Source organism: Type-C symbiont of Plautia stali (assembly GCF_059730935.1).
The window spans coordinates 1,105,848-1,126,533 of the sequence record NZ_AP035923.1 but is presented as its reverse complement, the minus strand read 5'-3'; the positions used below and the strand labels follow the sequence as shown (position 1 = coordinate 1,126,533).

Below are 20,686 nucleotides of genomic sequence, written 5' to 3'. Positions count from 1 at the left end.
GGTCAGCGCGTGGAGTTGGCTATTCTTAGCTGAAAAATGACCTGCGGATAACACGATTGATGAGTTCAGCGCATTCTACTGCTCCCCTCTTCAGCCGCGCCCAGCGTCGTTGCCATCTGCTGCTGCTGCTGTTTCTGCCTGCTCCCGCGTTAACGCTTGAAAAGCTCTGCCAGTTAAATGGCGTGGACCCTGTTGTCGCCCGACAGGATATCGCGGATGTCGGAGATGAGATACAGCGCTTTCACCAGCTGGAATTACACCAGATGGTGGATGGCAGCTTTCGCATTCATGGCACGGAACTGGACCGGCGTTTGTGCCTGCTGCACTGGCTGCGCCGCGCGCTGCGCCTGTCGCAGGATTTCGTCTGCACGCATTTTGCGCCGGCACTGCGCCAGCGGCTGAAGGTGCTGAAAATTGAGAAAGCGCTGTGGGATGAAACCAATCTGCAGGCGCTGATTCAGCACTGCAGCCTGCGGCTGGCGCGCGATTTCACGCCGCGCGACCGGCTGTTTCTGCAAATCTTCATGAAATATGCGCTGTGTCAGCGTCAGACGGCGCTGTTCAGCGAGCGCCAGCGCGCCTGGCTGGCGGCGAAGATTGAACGTAGCGCAGCGGATGACGTGATCCATCACTGGCAGAAACGTTGCCATCTGGCACCGGACGTCAGCGAAACCGATTTCTGGACGCTGCTGTTCAGCCTGATTCACGCGCCAGACGGCAGCCAGCTGGCAGATAGTCAGGCACACAAGCTGATGGCCGCGGTGGAAGCGCTGATCGCCCGCTTTGAGCAACTGGCGCAGACGCGTATCAAAAACCAGCAGCAGCTGAAGCTGCAGCTCTATACCCATCTGGCGCAGGCGCTGGATCGCAGCCATTTTGCCATCGGCATTGATAACAGCGTGGCGCTGGACGTGGCGCGTCTCTATCCGCGCCTGCTGCGAACCACGGCGCGCGCGCTGCAGCACTTCAGCAGCGATTTCGGCACGCAGTTTAGCGCAGAAGAAGTAAGCCTGGTGGCGGTGCAGTTTGGAGGCTGGCTGATGCAGGAGAGCGCGCTACAGGAGAAACAGGTGCTGTTACTGACCGGCGCTGACGCGGCGCTGGAACAGCTGCTGGAGCAGCAGCTGCGGGAAATGATGCTGTTGCCGATCAATATTACCTATCAGGATATGCTGCACTTTCAGCGTGAGGGCGCACCGCGCGATGTGGCGCTGGTGGTGACGCCCTACGCCACCGCCCTGCCGCTCTACTCGCCGCCGCTGATCCACGCTGAGCTGCCGCTGAGCGATCACCAGCAGCAGCGCATTCGTCAGCTGCTGGAGTCTTAAGCCGCGCGTGGCCGCAGGAATAGCGCCGGCAGCGCCACCAGCGCCATCACCCAGAACAGCTGGCCGTGCAGGTGAGTAAACAGCACGCCGCAAACCATCGTCATCACCGCGATGCCGCCGCCCATTGCCAGCGCCGAATAGAGCGACTGCAGACGAATCACCTCTGCGCCTTTACGCGCGGCGATAAAACGCATCGCCGCCAGATGGCAGACGGTAAAGCTGCCGCAGTGCAGAATCTGCGCCACAATCAACAGCGGAAGTGCAGTGCTGGCACCCAGCAGCGTCCAGCGCACCAGCGCGCACACGCCGGACAGCAGCAGCAGATCGCGCGCGCTCCAGCGGCGAAACAGCCGGTTACTCAGGGCAAAAATCACGATTTCGGCCACCACGCCCAGCGACCACAGGTAGCCCACGACCGACGCGGAGTAGCCCGCTTCCTGCCACCAGATGGCGCTGAAGCTGTAATACGCGGCGTGCGCGCCCTGCATTAGCGTTACGCACAGCATGAAACGCCAGACGCTGTTCTCGCGCAGCAGGTCGCGCCACGCCGCCCAGCCACCGCTCGCGCCCTGGCGTAGCTCACCCTGCGGTCGGGTTTGTGGCGGCAGCAGCATGCCGGACAGCATCGCCAGCGCACCGACGCTCAGCAGCAGCAGAATCACCTGCGATGACCAGGCGCTGACCAGCATACCGGTGAGCGCCGAGCTGATAACAAACGCCAGCGAGCCCCACAGCCGTACCGGACCATAGGCCAGCCCGATTTGCTGTGTCCAGGTGGCCGCCAGCGCATCACTCAGCGGCACCAGCGGCGAGAAGAACAGGTTAAAACCAATCATCACCAGCAGCAGCCATAGCCACTGACCGCCCAGCCAGAAACCGAGCGCGAACAGACAGGTCACCAGCGCCAGCAGGCGCAGCGCAACAATCAGCTGCGCTGGATTTTTCACCTGCGAAGCAATCAACAGGCTGCCGGCAAAGCGCGCCACCATGCCACAGCCGAGCAGCAGGCCAATTTTTTCCGCATCCAGCCCGTTGCCTTTCAGCCACACGCTCCAGAACGGCAGATAGATGCCATAGCAGAAAAAGTAGGTGAAGTAGCTCAGTCCCAGCCACCTGGCCGATCCGATGGTCATGTTTCCTCCTGTTGATGCTCAGCCGTGCGCGGAATGGCCGTTACTTTCTCAAAGCCACCTGCGAAAGGGAATAAAAAAAGGATGGCTTGCGCCATCCTTCTTCACACTGCGGGTTTAGCGCTTATCAGGCATAAACCGGCAGACGGGCACAGATATCCAGCACTTTCTGTTTGGTGCGCTCGATAGTGGCTTCGTCGTTGATATTGTCGAGAACGTCAGCGATCCAGCCCGCCAGTTCGCGCACTTCCGCTTCTTTGAAGCCGCGACGGGTCACTGCTGGCGTACCGATACGCACACCGGAGGTCACAAACGGGCTCTTCGGATCGTTAGGTACGCTGTTTTTGTTGACGGTGATGTTAGCGCGGCCCAGAGCGGCATCCGCCTCTTTACCGGTCAGACCTTTGCTCACCAGATCGATCAGGAATAGGTGGTTGTAAGTACCGCCTGAGACGATGTTGTAACCGCGCTCCAGCAGCACTTCCACCATCGCTTTGGCATTCTTCGCGACCTGCTGCTGATAAGCCTTGAACTCCGGCTCCATGGCTTCTTTGAACGCGACGGCTTTACCGGCGATAACGTGCATCAGCGGGCCGCCCTGACCACCCGGGAACACCGCGGAGTTCAGTTTTTTGTACAGCTCTTCGTCGCCGTTTTTCGCCAGGATCAGGCCACCGCGCGGACCGGCCAGCGTTTTGTGCGTGGTCGAGGTCACGATGTGCGCGTGCGGTACCGGGTTCGGGTAGACATCAGCAGCGATCAGACCGGCAACGTGGGCCATATCAACAAACAGCCAGGCGCCGATGCTGTCGGCGATTTCACGCATTTTTGCCCAGTCGCACACGCCAGAGTAAGCAGAGAAGCCGCCCACGATCATTTTTGGCTTATGAGTCTGCGCCAGTTCGGCCAGCTCTTCGTAATTGATTTTGCCGGTTTCATCGATGCCGTAAGGGATAACGTTGTACAGCTTACCGGACAGGTTGACCGGCGAACCGTGGGTCAGGTGACCACCGTGTGCCAGGTTCATGCCCAGAATGGTGTCGCCCGGCTGCAGCAGCGCGGTGTACACCGCGAAGTTAGCCTGGGAGCCGGAGTGCGGCTGCACGTTAGCGTAATCCGCGCCGAACAGCGCTTTGGCGCGATCGATCGCCAGCTGCTCAACGATATCCACATATTCACATCCGCCGTAGTAGCGTTTGCCCGGATAGCCTTCGGCATATTTGTTGGTGAGCTGTGAACCTTGCGCCTGCATAACGCGTGGGCTGGTGTAGTTTTCCGAAGCAATCAGTTCAATGTGCTCTTCCTGACGCACCTTCTCCTGCTCCATAGCCTGCCACAACTCGGCATCATAATCGGCAATGTTCATATCACGCTTTAACATCCGCATCTCCTGACTCAGCAACTTTTTAACGGCAGTTTAAGCCCCGGCTAAGGGGCGAAGGCCAACAGTGTAAACGGTTTTGCCAGGGGACGGTAGCGCCAATCCCCTCTTTTTACGCAAACGATTGGCAAGGCGCTGGCACGGGATTTTTACGCTTTTTAGCCGGGGAAGAAAACCGGATATTTGTTCATCAGCAGCGGGAAAATTTTTCAGCTTTGCGCGCCCGCCAGCAGATTGTCACTCGTCACCCCGGACAAAACCGGGGATTTACAGTGCGCGGCAACAGGCATAACATGCATTTAAAATACATGTTTAAAATTACCCTGAGGATCAGCCCATGCTTGACGCGCAAACCATCGCCACCGTGAAATCTACCCTGCCCGCGATTGCTCAACTCGGCCCGCAGCTGACCGGTCACTTTTATCAGCGGATGCTGACGCAGCATCCCGAGCTGAAGAACGTGTTTAACATGAACAACCAGCGCAGCGGCAATCAGCGTGAAGCGCTGTTTAACGCCATCTGCGCGTACGGCAGCAACCTGGAAAATCTTGCGGTGCTGCTGCCGGCGGTGGAGAAAATTGCGCAGAAGCATGCCAGCCTGAATATTCAGCCGGCGCAGTACGCGATTGTCGGGGAAAACCTGCTGGCGACGATTAAAGAGCTGCTCAATCCAGGCGATGAGGTACTGGCGGCGTGGGGCAAAGCCTATGGCGTGCTGGCTGAGGTGTTTATCCAGCGTGAAGCATCGATTTACCGTGCGTCAGAAGAAAAGGTCGGCGGCTGGCGCGGCGCGCGCGATTTCCGTATCCGTGCGATTACCGCGCAGAGCTCGGTGATCAAGAGTATTGAGCTGGTGCCGAATGATGGAGAGCCGGTGGCGGACTTCCTGCCCGGTCAGTATCTGACCCTCAGTCTGCGCCCGGCGGACAGCGACTACATTCAGCACCGCCAGTATTCGCTGACGCATCTGCCGGATAGCAAAGCCTATCGCATTGCGGTGAAGCACGAAGCGCAGGGCAGCGTCTCCGGCTGGCTGCATCAGCATGCGAAGGTTGGCGATATCGTGCAGTGCGCCGCGCCGGCCGGGGATTTCTTCCTGCAGGCAGCAGCGCAGACGCCGGTGACGCTGATCTCAGCAGGCGTCGGGCAAACGCCGCTGTTAGCCATGCTGGCCAGCCTGGCGGAGCAGCAGCATCCGGCCGCGGTATGCTGGCTGCACGCCGCCGAAAACGGCGCCCAGCACGCGTTTGCTGATGAAGTCGCGGCGCTGGGTGCGCAACTACCGCGCTTTAGCCGCCACGTCTGGTATCGCCAGCCGCAAGCTGACGACGCGGGACGTTACGACGCGCAGGGTCTGATGGATTTAGCCACCGTCTCAACCGCCCTGACCCAGTCCGAGGGTGAGTTCTGGATTTGCGGCCCGCTGGCATTCATGCAGTTTGTCGCGCGCCAGCTGACCGACGCCGGCATCAGCGCCGACCGCATTCACTACGAGGTGTTCGGTCCGCACAAGGTGCTGTAAATGAAAAAGCCTGCACGCGGCAGGCTTTGTGTCTGGTGAGGAGCGAAGGGCTCAGATGGCCTCTTCGTCTTCCTCGCCGGTACGAATACGCACGACGCGCGCCACGTCAAAGACAAAGATTTTGCCGTCGCCGATTTTACCGGTCTGCGCGGTTTTCATGATGGTTTCTACGCAGGTATCGACGATATCATCGCCCACCACCATCTCGATTTTCACTTTTGGCAGAAAATCGACCATGTATTCGGCACCGCGATACAGCTCGGTGTGGCCTTTCTGACGTCCGAAGCCTTTCACTTCGCTGACCGTCATCCCGGTGATGCCCACTTCCGCTAAGGCTTCACGCACATCATCGAGTTTGAATGGTTTGATAATTGCATCGATCTTTTTCATCACAGATCCTTTTTTCGCTCCCTCCATGATGGACGGGTAACTATGAGTATAAGTGTTCCTGACGCTGCCGCAGCAAGCTACTCTTTAAATTCGCTGGCGTCCAGTTCGTGGCGCGACAGCAGCTTATAAAACTCGGTACGGTTGCGTCCAGCCAGACGCGCCGCATGCGTAACATTACCCTTGGTCATCTGCAGCAGTTTGCGCAGATAGTTAAGCTCAAACTGGTTGCGTGCTTCGACAAAGGTCGGTAGCGCCGTGTTCTCGCCGGCCAGCGCCTGCTCTACCAGCGCGTCACCAATCACCGGCGACGTAGTAAGCGCCACGCACTGCTCAATCACGTTAACCAGCTGGCGCACATTTCCCGGCCAGCTGGCACTCACCAGCCGTTTCATCGCATCGACCGAGAAGCTGCGCACAAACGGTTTGTGGCGATCGGCCGACTGGCGCAGCAGATGGTTGGCCAGCAGCGGGATGTCTTCGGCGCGTTCGTGCAGCGCCGGGATCCTGAGATTCACCACGTTGAGACGATAGTAGAGATCTTCGCGGAAGCTTTTCTTCTCCATCGCCTTCGGCAGATCGCGGTGCGTGGCAGAGATGATGCGCACGTTGATGTCAAGATCGCGGTTGCTGCCCAGCGGGCGCACTTTGCGCTCCTGCAGCACGCGGAGAAGCTTCACCTGCAGCGCCTGCGGCATGTCGCCAATCTCATCGAGAAACAGCGTGCCGCCTTCTGCCGCCTGAAACAGCCCTTCGCGCGCACTTACGGCACCGGTGAAGGCGCCTTTGGCGTGGCCAAACAGCTCGGACTCCAGCAGCTGTTCCGGCAGCGCGCCGCAGTTGATGGCAATGAAAGGTTTGCCGGCGCGCGGACTGGCAGCATGAATCGCCTGCGCCAGTACCTCTTTGCCGGTGCCGCTCTGGCCGTTAATCAATATACTGACGTCAGATTGCGCCACCATGTGCGCCTGCTCCAGCAGCCGCAGCATCAGCGGATTACGCGTGACGATCGCTTCGCGCCAGCCGTCATCGCTGACCGGCGCGCGCTGCGCCAGTGCTTCGTCAATCGCTTTGTATAGCGCATCGCGATCGACCGGTTTGGTCAGAAAGCTGAACACGCCCTGCTGCGTGGCGGCTACCGCGTCCGGAATCGAGCCGTGCGCGGTCAGGATGATGACCGGCAGTCCGGTATGGCGCTTCTGGATTTCAGCAAACAGCGCCAGGCCATCCATTTCATCCATGCGCAGATCGCTGATCACCAAATCGACTTTCTCTTTCTGCAGATGACGCAGGGCTTCCGGCCCGCTGGCCGCGGTCGCTACCTGATAACCTTCACTGCTGAGACGCATACCGAGCAGCTTGAGTAAGCCCGGATCGTCATCCACCAGCAGTAAGCGTGCGGCCTGTTTCATGGTTACTGCTCCTCGCTTTGGGCATCGCTGGCACCGTGTGTGCTGTCGCCGCTGTCCGGCGCTTTGCGCGATGACAGCTGACGCTCGATGTCAGTCAGTCGCTGCAATTTACGCTGGGTATCGTCCAGCGTCTGCCGCAGTTGCGTTTGCTGCTGACGCAGGCGATCCAGTTCGGCGTCATTGCTTTGCTGCAGCGCGGCGTAGCGGCCGCGCGCCTCGCTCAGCTCCAGCTGCGCGGCCTGGTTACCGCGCCACAGCTGCAGCAGCGGACGCACCGCCGCTGGATAATCCGCGCTGTAGCTGTCGAGCGTATCAACGTACTGACGGCGCTCCACCGGCGTCACGTTGCCGTTCGCCAGCAGGATGCCCTGCTTAAAGGCGCGCGCCCAGTTCTGTACCGGCCAGCGCCGCGCTTCCGCCCGCGCTTCGGCCGCCGACAGCCGCTCACCGCAGTCGATAGCGCGCTGCCAGTAAAGTGGATTGCTCATGGCTGCCGGTGCTTCAATCTGCCAGACATTCTGGCAATCGGTGGCCAGATAATCCGCCAGGCGCACGTCTGGCTCCGGCAGGTTCACCGCACCGCGCGGCGTACTGCTCTGGGGCGGCGCCTGACAGGCGCTCAGGCCGATGGCAATCAGTGCGCCGACGAGAAATCGGCTGGATGTGAGTTTCATTAATCAGGCATTCCCGGCGCTGGTAGTCAAAATGATACGAAAACAGACGTCCGCGTCCGTGCGCGTGACCAACTGCAAATCACCCTGCATCCTGCGCAGGCAATCTTTGGCGATGCTTAATCCCAGCCCGCTGCCTTTCACCGGCCCTTTGCGCTGCTGGCTCCCCTGATAAAAGGGCTCAAAGATCATCGCCTGCTCTTCAGCCGGAATCGGCGTGCCGGTGTTGGCCACCTCAATCCACACCTGGTTGCCCTTCTGCTGGCTCTGCAGCCAGATGTTACCGGATTCGCTACCGTAGTTCACGGCGTTCGAGTAGAGGTTATCAATCACCCGCTGCAACAGCGTCGGTTCCGCCAGACAATAGCGGGCCTGCAGATCGATATGCGTGTGCATCTGGCGCGCGCTGGCGGGCAGTGAGTGCACCCTGACGACGCTATCAATGATAGCGTCGATAGCCACCGGTTCCAGCCGCATTGGGCTGTCCGCCAGCCGGCGATTGTAGTCGAGCAGTTGTTCAATCAGCCGCTGCAGATGACGGCTGCTGGTGTCGAGAATGGCAACAACTTCCTGCTGTTCCGCATTGAGCGGGCCGGCAACCTGGTCGGCCAGCAGTTCGGTGCCTTCGCGCAGGCTGGCCAGCGGCGTTTTGAGTTCGTGCGACAGGTGGCGCAGAAACTCATGCCGCTGTGCTTCCAGCCAGCTAAGACGTTCGCTGAGCCAGACTATGCGCTGTCCCAGCGAGCGAATTTCGCGTGGCCCGCGAAAACTGACGCTATTGCCCAGCGTTTTCCCCTCGCCCAGCCGGTTAATCATGCGTTCGACGCGCTTAACCGGGCCGATAATCATGCCGGTGAACAGCAGTACCAGCACCAGACTGATTAAAAACAGTATCAGCGCCTGCCAGCCAAAAAACTGGCCGCGATCGGCAATTTCGCGCTGTAGCTGCAGGCCGCGTGAAAACACCACTTCACGCGTGGCCTGCACCATGCGGGTGTTGGCGGCGGAGAATGCCTCCAGCGCGCTCGCCGCCGGTGCCAGCAGATTGCCGTTATCACACTGCAGCTTTTCCAGCTGCGGCAGCGCGCTCTGCAATATTTTGAACGTTGGCAAATCGGGCAGGCTGGCGGCATGGCTGCTGAGCATCTGGCCGTAGCGGCTCCACTGCGTTTGATACAGGCGTGCCAGACTGGCATCGCCCAGCACGCAATACTGGCGATAGCTACGCTCCAGCTCCAGCGCCGTACGCGCCATCGCCTCGCTGCGACGCACGTCGGTGAAGGTGTTGCGGTTAGTGTCCGCCGCCTGATTACTCAGCGCTGACAGGCTTTCCCACGCCTGCCATGCCAGCACCAGCAGCGGCAGCAGCACCAGCAGAAAGGCCATTAAAACCAGTTGCCGCAGGGATCGGGGAAACAGACGCCATCTCTTCACAACCGCGCTTCCTTTGAGGTGAGTTGCAGGCATGCTAGCGAAGTCCGGCAAGGTTAGAAAGGCTGAAAACGAAAACGGCAGGCCTTTTGGCCTGCCGTGAGAGCGACGCCGCAGCATCGCCTGCAAAATAGGTGGAGCCTAACTCAACGTTGCGTCCGGTGCTTGATAACGTTGCAAAGCAAGCGATTATCGGTTGGGTGGACGGCAGGCTCCGTTTGGTGCGTCATTCGATATTTTATGAGCTCAACCGCAGTGCGGGGCAATCATAGACAGGAGAATGAGCAACGTAATGAGTATAGCAACTATCGTGCCAGAAAATAAATAGCCTTGTTAATCAGCATACTGCCAGCTTAGAGAGGGGAATTAACGACGTTTTCGGACCAGCTGGTCTGGAAAAGTGTCGCCGATTAGCAACGGCTTTAACGCGCTAACTTCGCCCCCATAAAAAACAACGGTTTAAATGTCACCTTTTAGCGACAGTTCAGTCATGGGATTGTCGTCATTTTCCGACATGTCACAGATGTCAGGGAATCACACCGGATCGACAGCAGTGCCCACGCAACAAAAAATAAAAAAGGCCGCGTTGAGCGGCCTTTGCACGGTGCCCGTGAATGGGCACCGGTAAGAGACAGGATTCAGGTTTAACCCAGCTGCTTGCGCGCGTTGCGGAAAATGCGCATCCACGGGCTGTCTTCGCCCCACTCCGCCGGATGCCACGAATTGCTGACGGTGCGGAACACGCGCTCCGGATGCGGCATCATAATGGTGACGCGCCCGCTTTCGTTGGTCACGGCGGTGATGCCGTTCGGTGAGCCGTTCGGGTTCGCCGGATAGGTCTCGGTGACTTTACCGAAATTATCGACGAAGCGCAGCGCCACCAGCCCTTTCGCTTCCAGCTCAGCCAGATGCGCACCGTCACGTACTTCAACAAAACCTTCACCGTGCGAGACGGCAATCGGCATGCGTGAACCGACCATGCCGTCCAGCAGCAGTGACGGGCTGGCGGTCACTTCCACCAGGCTGAAGCGCGCTTCAAAGCGCTCGGACTGGTTACGCACAAAGCGTGGCCACAGCTCGCTGCCCGGAATCAGTTCACGCAGATTCGACATCATCTGGCAGCCGTTACACACGCCCAGCGCCAGCGTCTGCGGACGATGGAAGAAGTTTTCAAACTCGTCACGCACGCGGCTGTTGAACAGAATCGATTTCGCCCAGCCTTCGCCCGCACCCAGCACGTCGCCGTAGGAGAAGCCGCCACAGGCGACCAGCGCGTGGAACTCCTCCAGACCACGACGGCCCGCCAGCAGATCGCTCATGTGCACGTCAACCGCGGTGAAGCCTGCGCGGTGGAAGGCAGCGGCCATCTCAACGTGCGAGTTCACGCCCTGCTCGCGCAGCACGGCAACGCGCGGACGCGCGCCGGTGGCGATCATCGGTGCTGCCACATCCTCTTCCGGACGGAAGGTCAGCTGCACGTTCAGGCCAGGATCGTTATCGTCTTTCTTCGCTTCATGTTCCTGATCGGCACAGGCCGGGTTATCGCGCAGGCGCTGCATCTGCCAGGTGGTTTCAGCCCACCAGGTACGCAGGGTGGTACGGCTTTCGCTGTACACCGCGCTGTCGCCGGAGCGGATAACAAAACGGTCGCCCGGCAGCGCTTTACCGATGACGTGAACATTGCTGCTCAGACCGTGATCGGCAAACACTTTTTCCACGGCCGCGCGGTCGGCAGCGTTGATCTGCAGTACGGCGCCCAGCTCTTCCGTAAACAGTGCTGCCAGCGCATCGCTGCCCAGCGCGGCGATATCCGCCTCAATACCGCAGTGGCCGGTGAAGGCCATCTCAGCCAGCGTGACCAGCAGACCGCCATCCGAGCGGTCGTGGTAAGCCAGCAGTTTCTGCTCGCTGACCAGCGTCTGAATTGCATTGAAGAAGCCGGCCAGCTGCGCGGCATCGCGCACGTCGGCCGTTTTGTCGCCCAGCTGGCGATACACCTGTGACAGCGCCGTGGCGCCGAGGGTGTTGGCGCCGTTGCCGAGATCCACCAGCAGCAGCAGGTTGTCGCCTTCCGGCTGCAGCTGTGGCGTCACGGTGCGACGCACATCTTCAACGCGTGCAAAAGCCGTAATGACCAGCGACAGCGGCGAAGTCATTTCGCGCTGTTCAGTGCCCTGCTGCCAGCGGGTTTTCATCGACATGGAGTCTTTACCCACCGGAATGGTGATCCCCAGCGCCGGGCACAGCTCTTCGCCCACCGCTTTCACCGCAGCGTACAGACCTGCGTCTTCGCCCGGGTGACCGGCTGCAGCCATCCAGTTTGCCGACAGCTTCACGCGCTTCAGCGAACCGATCGCGGTCGCGGCCAGGTTGGTCAGCGCTTCGCCCACCGCCAGGCGGCCGGACGCAGCGAAATCAAGCAGCGCTACCGGGGCACGTTCGCCCATGGCAAACGCTTCACCGTGGTAGCTGTCGAGGCTGGCGGTGGTCACGGCGCAGTTCGCCACCGGGATCTGCCACGGCCCGACCATCTGATCGCGCGCCACCATGCCGGTTACGCTGCGGTCACCGATGGTCACCAGGAAGGTTTTTTCCGCCACGGTTGGCAGATGCAGCACGCGGTTTACCGCATCGGCAATGGTAATGCCGTCCCGCACCAGCGCGTCACCTTTCGCCTGCTGGCTGGCCACGTCGCGCGTCATTTTTGGCGTTTTACCCAGCAGCACGTCGAGCGGCATGTCGATCGGTTTGTTATCGAAATGGCTGTCGGCAAGGTTCAGGTGCTGCTCCTCGGTCGCTTCACCAATCACCGCGTACGGCGCACGTTCGCGCTGGCACAGTTCATCGAACAGCGCCAGTTTGTCCGGCGCAACCGCCAGCACATAACGCTCCTGCGACTCGTTACACCACACTTCCAGCGGGCTCATGCCTGGCTCATCGCTGAGGATGTCGCGCAGGTTGAAGTTGCCGCCGCGGCCACCGTCGCTCACCAGCTCCGGCATGGCGTTAGACAGGCCACCGGCACCAACGTCGTGAATAAACAGAATCGGGTTGGCTTCGCCCAGCTGCCAGCAGCGGTCAATCACTTCCTGACAGCGACGCTCCATCTCCGGGTTGTCGCGCTGCACCGAGGCGAAGTCGAGATCGGCATCCGACTGGCCGGACGCCATCGAGGACGCCGCGCCGCCGCCAAGGCCGATATTCATCGCCGGACCGCCCAGCACGATCAGCTTCGCGCCAACCACGATCTCACCCTTCTGCACGTGATCGGCGCGGATGTTACCAATGCCGCCGGCCAGCATGATCGGCTTGTGATAGCCGCGCAGTTCAACGCCGTTGTGGCTGTTGACCTGCTCTTCATAAGTACGGAAATAGCCGTTCAGCGCCGGGCGACCAAATTCGTTGTTAAACGCGGCGCCGCCTAACGGGCCTTCGGTCATGATATCCAGCGCGGTAACAATGCGATCCGGCTTGCCGAAATCCTCTTCCCACGGCTGTTCAAAGCCGGGAATACGCAGGTTGGAAACCGAGAAGCCGACCAGACCCGCTTTCGGCTTCGCGCCACGTCCGGTGGCACCTTCGTCACGGATTTCCCCGCCGGAACCGGTGGCGGCACCTGGCCATGGCGAAATGGCCGTCGGGTGGTTGTGGGTTTCCACCTTCATCAGGATATGCGCGGCTTCCTGATGAAACTCGTATTCGCCCTGCTGCGCATCCGCGTAGAAACGCCCGACCTCAGAGCCTTCCATCACCGCGGCATTGTCTTTATATGCCGACAGGACGTGTTCCGGATGCTGCTCAAAGGTGTTTTTAATCATTTTAAACAGCGACTTCGGCTGTTTTTCGCCGTCGATAATCCAGTCGGCGTTAAAAATCTTGTGACGACAGTGCTCGGAGTTCGCCTGAGCGAACATATAGAGCTCGATGTCGTTCGGATTGCGGCCCAGTCTGGTAAAGGCATCGAGCAGGTAATCAATTTCGTCATCGGCCAGCGCCAGGCCGAGCGTGCGGTTAGCCTGTTCCAGCGCCTCGCGCCCTCCGCCCAGCACGTCTACGCTTTTCAGCGGCTGCGGCTCATGATGCGCGAACAGCTGTTCTGCCGCGCTGAGCTCCGTGAACACGGTTTCCATCATGCGGTCGTGCAGCAGGCTGGCCAGCTGCTGCCACTGCGCGTCAGTCAGCTGCGGTGCCTGTACATAGAAGGCCAGACCGCGCTCCAGGCGCAATACCTGTGGCAGGTCGCAGTTGTGGGCGATATCGGTGGCTTTCGATGACCAGGGAGAAATGGTGCCGGGACGCGGCGTCACCAGCAACAGACGCCCTTGTGGCGCATGTTCGGCGAGAGAAGGGCCGTATTTCAGTAGACGCTGCAGGCGGGCTTGCTGTTCCGCGCTGAGCGGTGCGCTGACATCGGCGAAATGGACGTACTCGGCGTAAATATCACTCACCGGCAGATGAGCGTCCTGAAAGCGGGTCAGCAGTTTGTTTACACGAAATGCCGACAGAGCGGGCGAACCACGCAGAATTTCCATCATTAAAGATCTCTCGTCTTCGAAGCGCCGGGCGACGCTTCATGGGGCGCAACAGGGAAAACGGGCGGTATTATAGAGAAATGGCACGGGTTACGAAACCGTTTGCGCAGAAAAACTGAGCCTCAGGATTTGCCTGAATTTTGCGCAAATCTTGCTATATAAGTTGCCCTGTTGCGCTTTGTTGCGCAAAATGCCCCTCGCTCTGGGAGTGCAAAACAACATAAATACTGCCTTTAAAAGACAGAGGCCTGTGAGCCATTACGAGACAACTATTTGAAACGCCTGAAATTAAATTATCTGTTTATCGGTCTGATCACCGTGCTGCTTGCGCTGGCGCTGTGGCCGTCCATCCCCTGGTACGGGGGCGGAAAAGACGCGTTATCACAGATCAAATCGCGGGGAGTGTTGCGCATCAGTACCGTCAACTCGCCGCTGACTTACTACACCATCAATAATGCACCAGCCGGTATGGACTACGAGCTGGCGAAGCGCTTCGCCGATTATCTTGGCGTGAAGCTGGAAGTCACGGTGCGGCCCAACCTCGGCGACCTGTTTGACGATCTCGACGACGGCAAAGCCGACCTGCTGGCCGCCGGGCTGATCTACAACAGCGAGCGCCTTAGCCGTTATCAGAGTGGCCCGAGCTACTATTCCGTGTCGCAGCAGCTGGTGTATCGCATCGACAAGCCGCGGCCCAAAAACCTTGGTGATCTGAAAGGCCGGCTGATTGTGCAGTCCGGTTCGGCCTATCTGTCAACGTTACGTTTCGCCAAAGCGGACAGCTATCCTGATCTCGACTGGGCCATTTCCACCGATATGGGCCAGAAAGCGCTGCTGGAAGCGGTTGCCGACGGCAAGCTTGACTATACCGTGGGGGATTCGGTGACCATCGGACTGCTGCAGCGCATCCATCCACAGCTGGCGGTGGCGTTTGATATTACCGATGAAGAGCCGGTGACCTGGTATCTGCCGCGTAACGATGACGATAGCCTGAACGCCGCCATGCTCGACTTCTACAGTCAGATGGGGGAAGAAGGCACCATGGCGCGGCTGGAAGAGAAGTATCTCGGCCACGTCGGCACCTTTGATTATGTCGATACCCGCACCTTCCTGCGGGCGATTGATAACACGCTGCCGGATATCAAGCCGCTGTTTGAGAAGTACGCGTCCAGTATCGACTGGCGCCTGCTGGCGGCGATTTCCTACCAGGAGTCGCACTGGAATCCGCAGGCGACCTCGCCCACCGGCGTGCGCGGCATGATGATGCTGACGCGCAATACCGCTGACAGCCTCGACGTGAACGATCGTCTCGATCCGGAACAGAGTATTCGCGGCGGCAGCGAATACCTGCGGCGCATGATGGAAAAAGTGCCGGAGACCATTCCGGAAGATGAACGCATCTGGTTTGCGCTGGCGGCCTACAACATGGGCTACGCACATATGCTGGATGCACGCCGGCTGACGCTTAAACAGGGTGGCAATCCGGACAGCTGGGCCGACGTTAAGCTGCGCCTGCCGATGCTGAGCCAGAAGCGCTATTATGCGCAGACCACTTACGGCTATGCGCGCGGCCACGAAGCTTATAACTACGTTGAGAACATCCGTAAGTATCAGATCAGCCTGGTAGGCTATCTGCAGGAGCAGGAGAAACGGCTGGCGCAGCAGTCGGCGCTGGAAGCGGAACTCGGTGCCGGTTATCCGGCCGTCGAACCGAAGATTGCGATGAACTAATCGGCGCGCAGCGCCTGCCGCTGCGCACGTTTCTGTTCGCGGCGCATACGGAAGAAGTCGCTCAGCAGCGTGGCGCACTCCTCTGCCAGCACGCCATGCGCAATCTCAATCTGATGATTCATGCCCGGATGGCCGATCACATCCAGCAGCGAACCGGCTGCGCCAGTCTTCTCATCCTTCGCGCCATAGACCAGACGGGTAATCCGGCTGTGCACCATGGCACCTGCACACATCACGCACGGCTCCAGCGTCACGTATAAGGTGGTGTCGAGCAGCCGGTAGTTATCAATCACTTTTCCGCCCTGACGCAGCGCCATAATCTCGGCATGCGCGGTGGGATCGCACTGGCTAATCGGCCGGTTCCAGCCCTCGCCAATCACTCTGTCGCCCTGCACCAGCACCGCACCGACCGGCACTTCGCCCTGCTCCCACGCACGCCGCGCCAGTTCAAGCGCGTGGCGCATCCAGTATTCATCAGTTTGTGGGTTCAACGGGCAACTCCTGCGGATTAACAAGGCGGCGCATTATAGACGGAATCCAGCTGCGATTCACTCCAGCTGTTGCAGTTCACCGCGCGGCGTCACGCGCCAGCGGTGCTGGCAGAAAAACAGCAGCGGGTTATCCTGCTTGCTGTCGCTGTAGCCGCTGTACAGCTGCAGCGGCGTACCGATTTTTTCCTCGAGCTGCGCCACTTTTTCATGGCCAAGACAGCGCATGGCTAATACCCGGCCGCCACGGCCCGGCTTCATCTGGCTGGCGATCAGTTTTACGCGCGGCAGAAACGCGGAATCAAAATAGACCTGCTCCACCAGCGACTGCGGCGAGCCGGTAATCAGCCAGACATCGGCGTCTTCACTGCTGAGGTAGTCAGTCAGCCGCTGCTGCACCACCGGAAACGCCGTAACGCGTTCGCGAAACCAGCGGGCAAATTCGGCCTCACGCTGGCGCAGCGTGGCCTCACGATGGCCAAAGGTGATAGCCCACAGCAGCAGGCTCATCGGCCAGCGCGCGGCGCGGCCCTTTATCAGCATACCCATGCCGATGACCGGCAGCAGCGGCACCACCAGCACCAGATTGAGCGGCTGGCGGCGCAGCAGATAACGCATAAATGTGCCAAACATGTCCTGCTGATGCAGCGTGCCGTCCAGGTCAAAAAATACCACGCGGCGATGCGAACCCTTTGTCAAACCCGACTCCTTTTTCTAAACGCGGCGATACCTGCTCTACAGTGTAGCCAGCATCGCGCGCCGGGGCGAAAGCTGTCATTTTTAATTCCAATGGCTACAATGCCATTTGAATAGTTTATTCTCTGCGTCGGCGCGATGTCATCTGACATTCCTGGCCAGACATTTCCTTCCGCGAGCGGCTAAGCTGTGTGCGGGACTATGGATTAAGGATCGGACATGAGTTCATTGCTGCGAATTCGCCAGCTCTACCCACGCCTGGCGCTGAACGAGCGTCGGCTGGCGGATTTTTTGCTGTCGCAGCCTGATCGGGCACGGCATCTGAGTTCACAAAAACTGGCGGAAGAGTCAGGCGTCAGCCAGTCGAGCGTGGTGAAGTTCGCCCAGAAACTGGGTTACAAAGGCTTTCCGGCGCTGAAGCTGGCGCTGAGTGAGTCGCTGGCCGACCGCGATGCCATCACCGTGCACAACCACATTCTGAGTGACGATCCGCTTAAAGTTGTCGGCGAAAAGCTGCTGACGGAAAAAATTTCGGCGATTCGCGCCACGCTGGATATCAACAGCGAAGAGAAACTCACGGAAACGCTGCAGCTGCTGAAAAACGCCAACCGCATTCTGCTGGTCGGCATTGGCGCTTCCGGGCTGGTGGCGAAAGATTTTTCGTGGAAGCTGATGAAGATTGGCATCAACGCCGTCGCCGAGCAGGACATGCACGCGCTGCTGGCCAGCGTTCAGGCGATGGCACCCGGCGATGTGCTGCTGGCAATCTCCTACACCGGCGAACGTCGCGAGATCAACCTCGCGGCACAGGAAGCCGCAGCCATTGGCGCCGATGTGCTGGCGTTCACCGGCTTTACCCCGAATTCGCTGCAGCAGTGCGCGACGGTCTGCCTGTACACCGTCGCCGAGGAGCAGAGCACGCGCAGTGCGGCCATCTCCTCCACCAGCGCCCAGCTGGCGCTGACCGATCTGCTGTTTATGGCGCTGGTGCAGAACGATCCGGAACGCGCCTCCAGCCATATTCGTCACAGCGAGGAGCTGGTGAAAAAGCTGGTCTGATTGCCCCATGATCAGAGTATTCCCCACCCGGCCTTAACCCGAAATTGATCATCGGGCGGGGCAATGCTTTTGTTGCCTGTCGCTATCCTTGTTTCGGCCCGATTAAACGCATTTTCAGCATCGGGCTTGCAGGATAATTTCCGATGTATATGATCAGGGCAAATTTACTCATCTCTCTCGTCATGCTGAAACTTATTTCCCGTTATGCAGGAATTGGCGTTATCAACACCGCGATTCACTGGACGGTGTTTGCGCTTATTCTCAAGCTGTTCGAGTCCGGCCAGGCTATGGCTAACTTTGGTGCATTCTGCGTTGCGGTGACGTTTTCCTTTTTTGCTAATGCCCGCTGGACCTTCTCTTCTGCAGCCACGCCCTTGCGTTACCTGCTTTATGTCAGCTTTATGGGAGGCATGGCGGCGCTGGTTGGCTGGATGGCAGACGCCTGCACGCTTTCCCCGGTGATTACCCTGATACTCTTTTCCTTTATTAGCCTGGGTTGCGGCTTCATCTACTCTAATTACATCGTTTTCAGGGAAGTAAAATGAAATTGTCTCTCGTCGTGCCCGTCTTCAATGAAGAGGAAACCATTCCGCTCTTTTATCAGGCGGTTCGTCATGAATTAGCCGGCTATCAGGTGGAAATTGTTTTTATCAATGACGGCAGTAGCGATGGCAGCGAAAACATCATCAATGCCCTGGCCATCTCGGATCCGCTGGTCATTGCGCTGTCATTTACCCGCAATTTCGGCAAAGAGCCCGCGTTATTTGCCGGACTGGAGCATGCCACCGGCGACGCGGTTATCCCGATTGATGTTGATCTGCAGGATCCCATCGCCGTTATCCATCAACTGGTTGAACACTGGCAAGCGGGTGCCGATGTGGTTCTGGCTAAACGGAAAGATCGCAGCGCCGATGGGCATGTCAAACGTAAAACAGCCGAGTGGTTTTATCACTTCCACAACCAAATCAGCTCGCCGAAAATAGAGGAAAACGTTGGCGATTTTCGTCTGCTGTCGCGCGAGACAGTAGAACAAATAAAAAGCCTGCCGGAAAGGAATCTGTTCATGAAGGGCATTTTATCCTGGGTTGGCGGTAAAACAGCGATTGTGGAATATGATCGGGCTGAACGCATCACGGGGGTGTCGAAATTTAATGGCTGGAAATTGTGGAATCTGGCATTAGAAGGATTAACCAGTTTTTCAACCTTCCCCTTACGCATCTGGAGTTACATCGGCGGTAGCGTCGCGTTACTCTCCTTTCTTTATGGATTCTGGATGATCATCGATAAACTGCTCTGGGGCAATCCGGTGGCGGGTTACCCTTCGTTGCTGGTTTCCATTCTGTTTTTGGGTGGAGTGCAACTTATCGGCATCGGTGTTCTGGGCGAATATATTGGCCGAATCTACATTGAGTCCAAACAAAGACCACGCTACGTAATTAAGAGCAGGAAATGAAAAAAACAGTTTTTGAGCGTCATCCCTCCGCCATGTATCTGATACTGGCCGTCGCTTTACTCATCGGTTATAGCCCGGTTTATTTATCAACATACGGATTTTCCGACGACTGGTTCTATTTGTACGCATCCACTACCGATGCATTCAGTATTTTCAAATGGGATATCTTATCGGGCCGACCTTTTTATGGCGCTATCCGCTACTTCTTCGCTTTCCTGATCGATGACGTGCAGGATTTGACCTGGCTCCGTGTACTCTCATTATTAAGCCTGATTTTACTGGGCGGGTACATCATCCGTTTCCTTGAGCGTCGCAGCATTTTCGCCAGCGCGGTCCAGCGTCTGACGTTTGCCACGTTGATTTGTTTGCTGCCTTCATTTCAGGTTTTTGTCGGCTGGACAGTCTGCTTTCCTTATGTCCTGTCCGTGCTGCTGGCGGGCATCAGTTATTCAACGCTGGCGGAAAACAAAGGCCTGGGCCGGGTGCTACTGTCGGCTATTTGCCTGACGCTTTCCTTTGCGATTTACCAACCCGCAGCCATGAGCTTTTTATTCTTTGCCCTGCTCGATCTGGGCATGACCCGGAATAATTATCAGCGCAGCGCGGTGATCAAGCTGATGTTGATGCTGGGATTTGGCATGGTGATGGCACTTGTACTGGCGAAAGTTCTGCCGCTCGTGCTATTCAATGAAGTACTGGCCAGAACCAATATCACCTTAGCGCCGCTGAAAAAAATCACCTGGTTTATCGCTGAACCGCTCAGAAATGCGCTGTGCAACTTTGATACCGGGCGCTCGATTGTCAGTATTATCATCTCCTGCTCACTGATTATCGTGGGCATTGTGAAGGCACCCGATTTCAAACCGCGTAAAGCTTTTCTGTTCCTATTTTTCCTGCTGGCGGCGGGCATTCCTAATCTTTTGGTGAGTGAAGACTGGGCAGCCTATCGCACGGTTATCGCGCTGTCGTTAATCACTACCTCAGCCTTCATTGCTGGCTTATTCGTGATCTTTAATAAGCTGAAGATAACCACGTCTGCCAGTATCGTTTGCCTTGTTATTGCGGTGCTCTCTTGCATGCTGAATATTCAGAAAGGCTTCTCTACGCCTCAGCAGCGCGAGTATCAGTTGTTAAGCAACGCAATCATAGAGAACGTGCCTGCAGAATACTCTGGCCAGCTTTATTATCGTATCGATAGCGACAACTTACCTGCTGTCGCAAAATCCAAAAAATACGATGAGTTCGGTTCGCTTTCGCTGGGTATGCCATGGACCTTTGCCGGTATGGCCGACGCGATTAAAAAAGAGCACGCGATGAAGTTTTCCTTGCCAAAAGCGCCCGTTATCTACGGCAGCGATCAATGTCCAGGTGACTGTCTGACGCTGGATGCCACCCACGTGCTGGCACCGGTAAAATAAAGGCCAGCGCCGCCACTATTTCGCTTACCACGCAACGGCTCTGCTTA

General features: G+C 58.2%; 16 protein-coding genes. 7 read left to right on the top strand and 9 right to left on the bottom strand.

All coding sequences use genetic code 11. From position 1 onward, the window contains the following. The first annotated feature begins 59 nt into the window (after nucleotides 1–59). Complete coding sequence (gene csiE / locus AC6I7J_RS05090) at nucleotides 60–1,328, top strand: stationary phase inducible protein CsiE (RefSeq protein WP_058770857.1); 1,269 nt, start codon at nucleotides 60–62, stop codon at nucleotides 1,326–1,328. Here the strand turns inward: csiE and AC6I7J_RS05085 are convergent. Both AC6I7J_RS05085 and glyA read right to left on the bottom strand, forming a co-directional pair. Next, entirely contained in the window at nucleotides 1,325–2,461 is a 1,137-nt protein-coding gene (locus tag AC6I7J_RS05085; RefSeq protein ID WP_132464702.1) for a 3-phenylpropionate MFS transporter, read from the bottom strand. The genes csiE and AC6I7J_RS05085 overlap by 4 nt on opposite strands. A 124-nt stretch (nucleotides 2,462–2,585) precedes the next feature. Further along, nucleotides 2,586–3,839, bottom strand: a complete 1,254-nt coding sequence (gene glyA, locus AC6I7J_RS05080; RefSeq protein WP_021506540.1) for a serine hydroxymethyltransferase — start codon at nucleotides 3,837–3,839, stop codon at nucleotides 2,586–2,588. Between the two features lie 337 nt (nucleotides 3,840–4,176). Between glyA and hmpA the strand changes: the two genes are divergently transcribed. After that, a complete protein-coding gene (hmpA, locus tag AC6I7J_RS05075) occupies nucleotides 4,177–5,361 on the top strand; it encodes an NO-inducible flavohemoprotein (protein WP_104188699.1) in 1,185 nt (394 codons plus the stop codon). Nucleotides 5,362–5,412: 51 nt separating this feature from the next. Here the strand turns inward: hmpA and glnB are convergent, their stop codons facing one another. The 5 genes from glnB to purL all read right to left on the bottom strand — a co-directional run bounded on the left by glnB (nucleotide 5,413) and on the right by purL (nucleotide 13,797). Beyond that, complete coding sequence (gene glnB / locus AC6I7J_RS05070; RefSeq protein WP_007886217.1) at nucleotides 5,413–5,751, bottom strand: nitrogen regulatory protein P-II; 339 nt, start codon at nucleotides 5,749–5,751, stop codon at nucleotides 5,413–5,415. Nucleotides 5,752–5,828: 77 nt separating this feature from the next. Next, entirely contained in the window at nucleotides 5,829–7,160 is a 1,332-nt protein-coding gene (gene glrR, locus AC6I7J_RS05065; protein ID WP_058758284.1) for a two-component system response regulator GlrR, read from the bottom strand. 2 nt (nucleotides 7,161–7,162) lie between these two features. After that, complete coding sequence (gene qseG, locus AC6I7J_RS05060) at nucleotides 7,163–7,834, bottom strand: two-component system QseEF-associated lipoprotein QseG (protein ID WP_278426610.1); 672 nt, start codon at nucleotides 7,832–7,834, stop codon at nucleotides 7,163–7,165. A 3-nt stretch (nucleotides 7,835–7,837) separates the two neighbouring features. Next, entirely contained in the window at nucleotides 7,838–9,265 is a 1,428-nt protein-coding gene (locus AC6I7J_RS05055) for a sensor histidine kinase (protein ID WP_125309208.1), read from the bottom strand. Nucleotides 9,266–9,906: 641 nt separating this feature from the next. After that, nucleotides 9,907–13,797, bottom strand: a complete 3,891-nt coding sequence (gene purL / locus AC6I7J_RS05050; RefSeq protein WP_498006926.1) for a phosphoribosylformylglycinamidine synthase — start codon at nucleotides 13,795–13,797, stop codon at nucleotides 9,907–9,909. Between the two features lie 270 nt (nucleotides 13,798–14,067). On the opposite strand from purL, the gene mltF reads away from it, so the two are divergent. Further along, on the top strand, nucleotides 14,068–15,525 hold the full coding sequence (gene mltF, locus AC6I7J_RS05045; protein WP_315658813.1) for a membrane-bound lytic murein transglycosylase MltF: 1,458 nt from the start codon (nucleotides 14,068–14,070) through the stop codon (nucleotides 15,523–15,525). Here the strand turns inward: mltF and tadA are convergent. After that, nucleotides 15,522–16,016 carry a tRNA adenosine(34) deaminase TadA gene (gene tadA / locus AC6I7J_RS05040; RefSeq protein ID WP_071813580.1) on the bottom strand — a complete coding sequence of 165 codons (495 nt, stop codon included), beginning with the start codon at nucleotides 16,014–16,016 and terminating at the stop codon, nucleotides 15,522–15,524. The genes mltF and tadA overlap by 4 nt on opposite strands. A gap of 57 nt (nucleotides 16,017–16,073) precedes the next feature. Beyond that, the gene (yfhb, locus tag AC6I7J_RS05035) at nucleotides 16,074–16,712 is read right to left on the bottom strand and encodes a phosphatidylglycerophosphatase C (protein ID WP_010618503.1); all 639 of its coding nucleotides are present in this window, start codon (nucleotides 16,710–16,712) and stop codon (nucleotides 16,074–16,076) included. Between the two features lie 216 nt (nucleotides 16,713–16,928). Here yfhb and AC6I7J_RS05030 point away from each other — a divergent pair, with 216 nt between their 5' ends. The 4 genes from AC6I7J_RS05030 to AC6I7J_RS05015 all read left to right on the top strand — a co-directional run bounded on the left by AC6I7J_RS05030 (nucleotide 16,929) and on the right by AC6I7J_RS05015 (nucleotide 20,639). Beyond that, nucleotides 16,929–17,768: a MurR/RpiR family transcriptional regulator gene (locus AC6I7J_RS05030; RefSeq protein ID WP_021506531.1), complete on the top strand. Its 840-nt coding sequence runs from the start codon at nucleotides 16,929–16,931 to the stop codon at nucleotides 17,766–17,768. Nucleotides 17,769–17,950: 182 nt separating this feature from the next. Further along, nucleotides 17,951–18,313 (top strand): GtrA family protein, encoded by a 363-nt coding sequence (locus AC6I7J_RS05025; protein WP_031279382.1) that lies wholly within the window; start codon nucleotides 17,951–17,953, stop codon nucleotides 18,311–18,313. Then, nucleotides 18,310–19,221 carry a glycosyltransferase family 2 protein gene (locus AC6I7J_RS05020; RefSeq protein WP_498006925.1) on the top strand — a complete coding sequence of 304 codons (912 nt, stop codon included), beginning with the start codon at nucleotides 18,310–18,312 and terminating at the stop codon, nucleotides 19,219–19,221. The genes AC6I7J_RS05025 and AC6I7J_RS05020 overlap by 4 nt, the downstream gene beginning before the upstream one ends. Beyond that, complete coding sequence (locus AC6I7J_RS05015) at nucleotides 19,218–20,639, top strand: hypothetical protein (protein ID WP_498006924.1); 1,422 nt, start codon at nucleotides 19,218–19,220, stop codon at nucleotides 20,637–20,639. Before AC6I7J_RS05020 ends, AC6I7J_RS05015 begins: the two co-directional genes overlap by 4 nt. The last annotated feature ends 47 nt before the right edge of the window (nucleotides 20,640–20,686 follow it).

Coding starts and splice junctions, on each gene's coding strand:
- AC6I7J_RS05025 (WP_031279382.1), top strand. CDS start 17,951: ATGCTGAAACTTATTTCCCGTTATGCAGGAATTGGCGTTATCAACACC.
- AC6I7J_RS05015 (WP_498006924.1), top strand. CDS start 19,218: ATGAAAAAAACAGTTTTTGAGCGTCATCCCTCCGCCATGTATCTGATA.
- hmpA (WP_104188699.1), top strand. CDS start 4,177: ATGCTTGACGCGCAAACCATCGCCACCGTGAAATCTACCCTGCCCGCG.
- purL (WP_498006926.1), bottom strand. CDS start 13,797: ATGATGGAAATTCTGCGTGGTTCGCCCGCTCTGTCGGCATTTCGTGTA.
- glyA (WP_021506540.1), bottom strand. CDS start 3,839: ATGTTAAAGCGTGATATGAACATTGCCGATTATGATGCCGAGTTGTGG.
- AC6I7J_RS05020 (WP_498006925.1), top strand. CDS start 18,310: ATGAAATTGTCTCTCGTCGTGCCCGTCTTCAATGAAGAGGAAACCATT.
- AC6I7J_RS05030 (WP_021506531.1), top strand. CDS start 16,929: ATGAGTTCATTGCTGCGAATTCGCCAGCTCTACCCACGCCTGGCGCTG.
- glnB (WP_007886217.1), bottom strand. CDS start 5,751: ATGAAAAAGATCGATGCAATTATCAAACCATTCAAACTCGATGATGTG.
- glrR (WP_058758284.1), bottom strand. CDS start 7,160: ATGAAACAGGCCGCACGCTTACTGCTGGTGGATGACGATCCGGGCTTA.
- qseG (WP_278426610.1), bottom strand. CDS start 7,834: ATGAAACTCACATCCAGCCGATTTCTCGTCGGCGCACTGATTGCCATC.
- csiE (WP_058770857.1), top strand. CDS start 60: ATGAGTTCAGCGCATTCTACTGCTCCCCTCTTCAGCCGCGCCCAGCGT.
- AC6I7J_RS05085 (WP_132464702.1), bottom strand. CDS start 2,461: ATGACCATCGGATCGGCCAGGTGGCTGGGACTGAGCTACTTCACCTAC.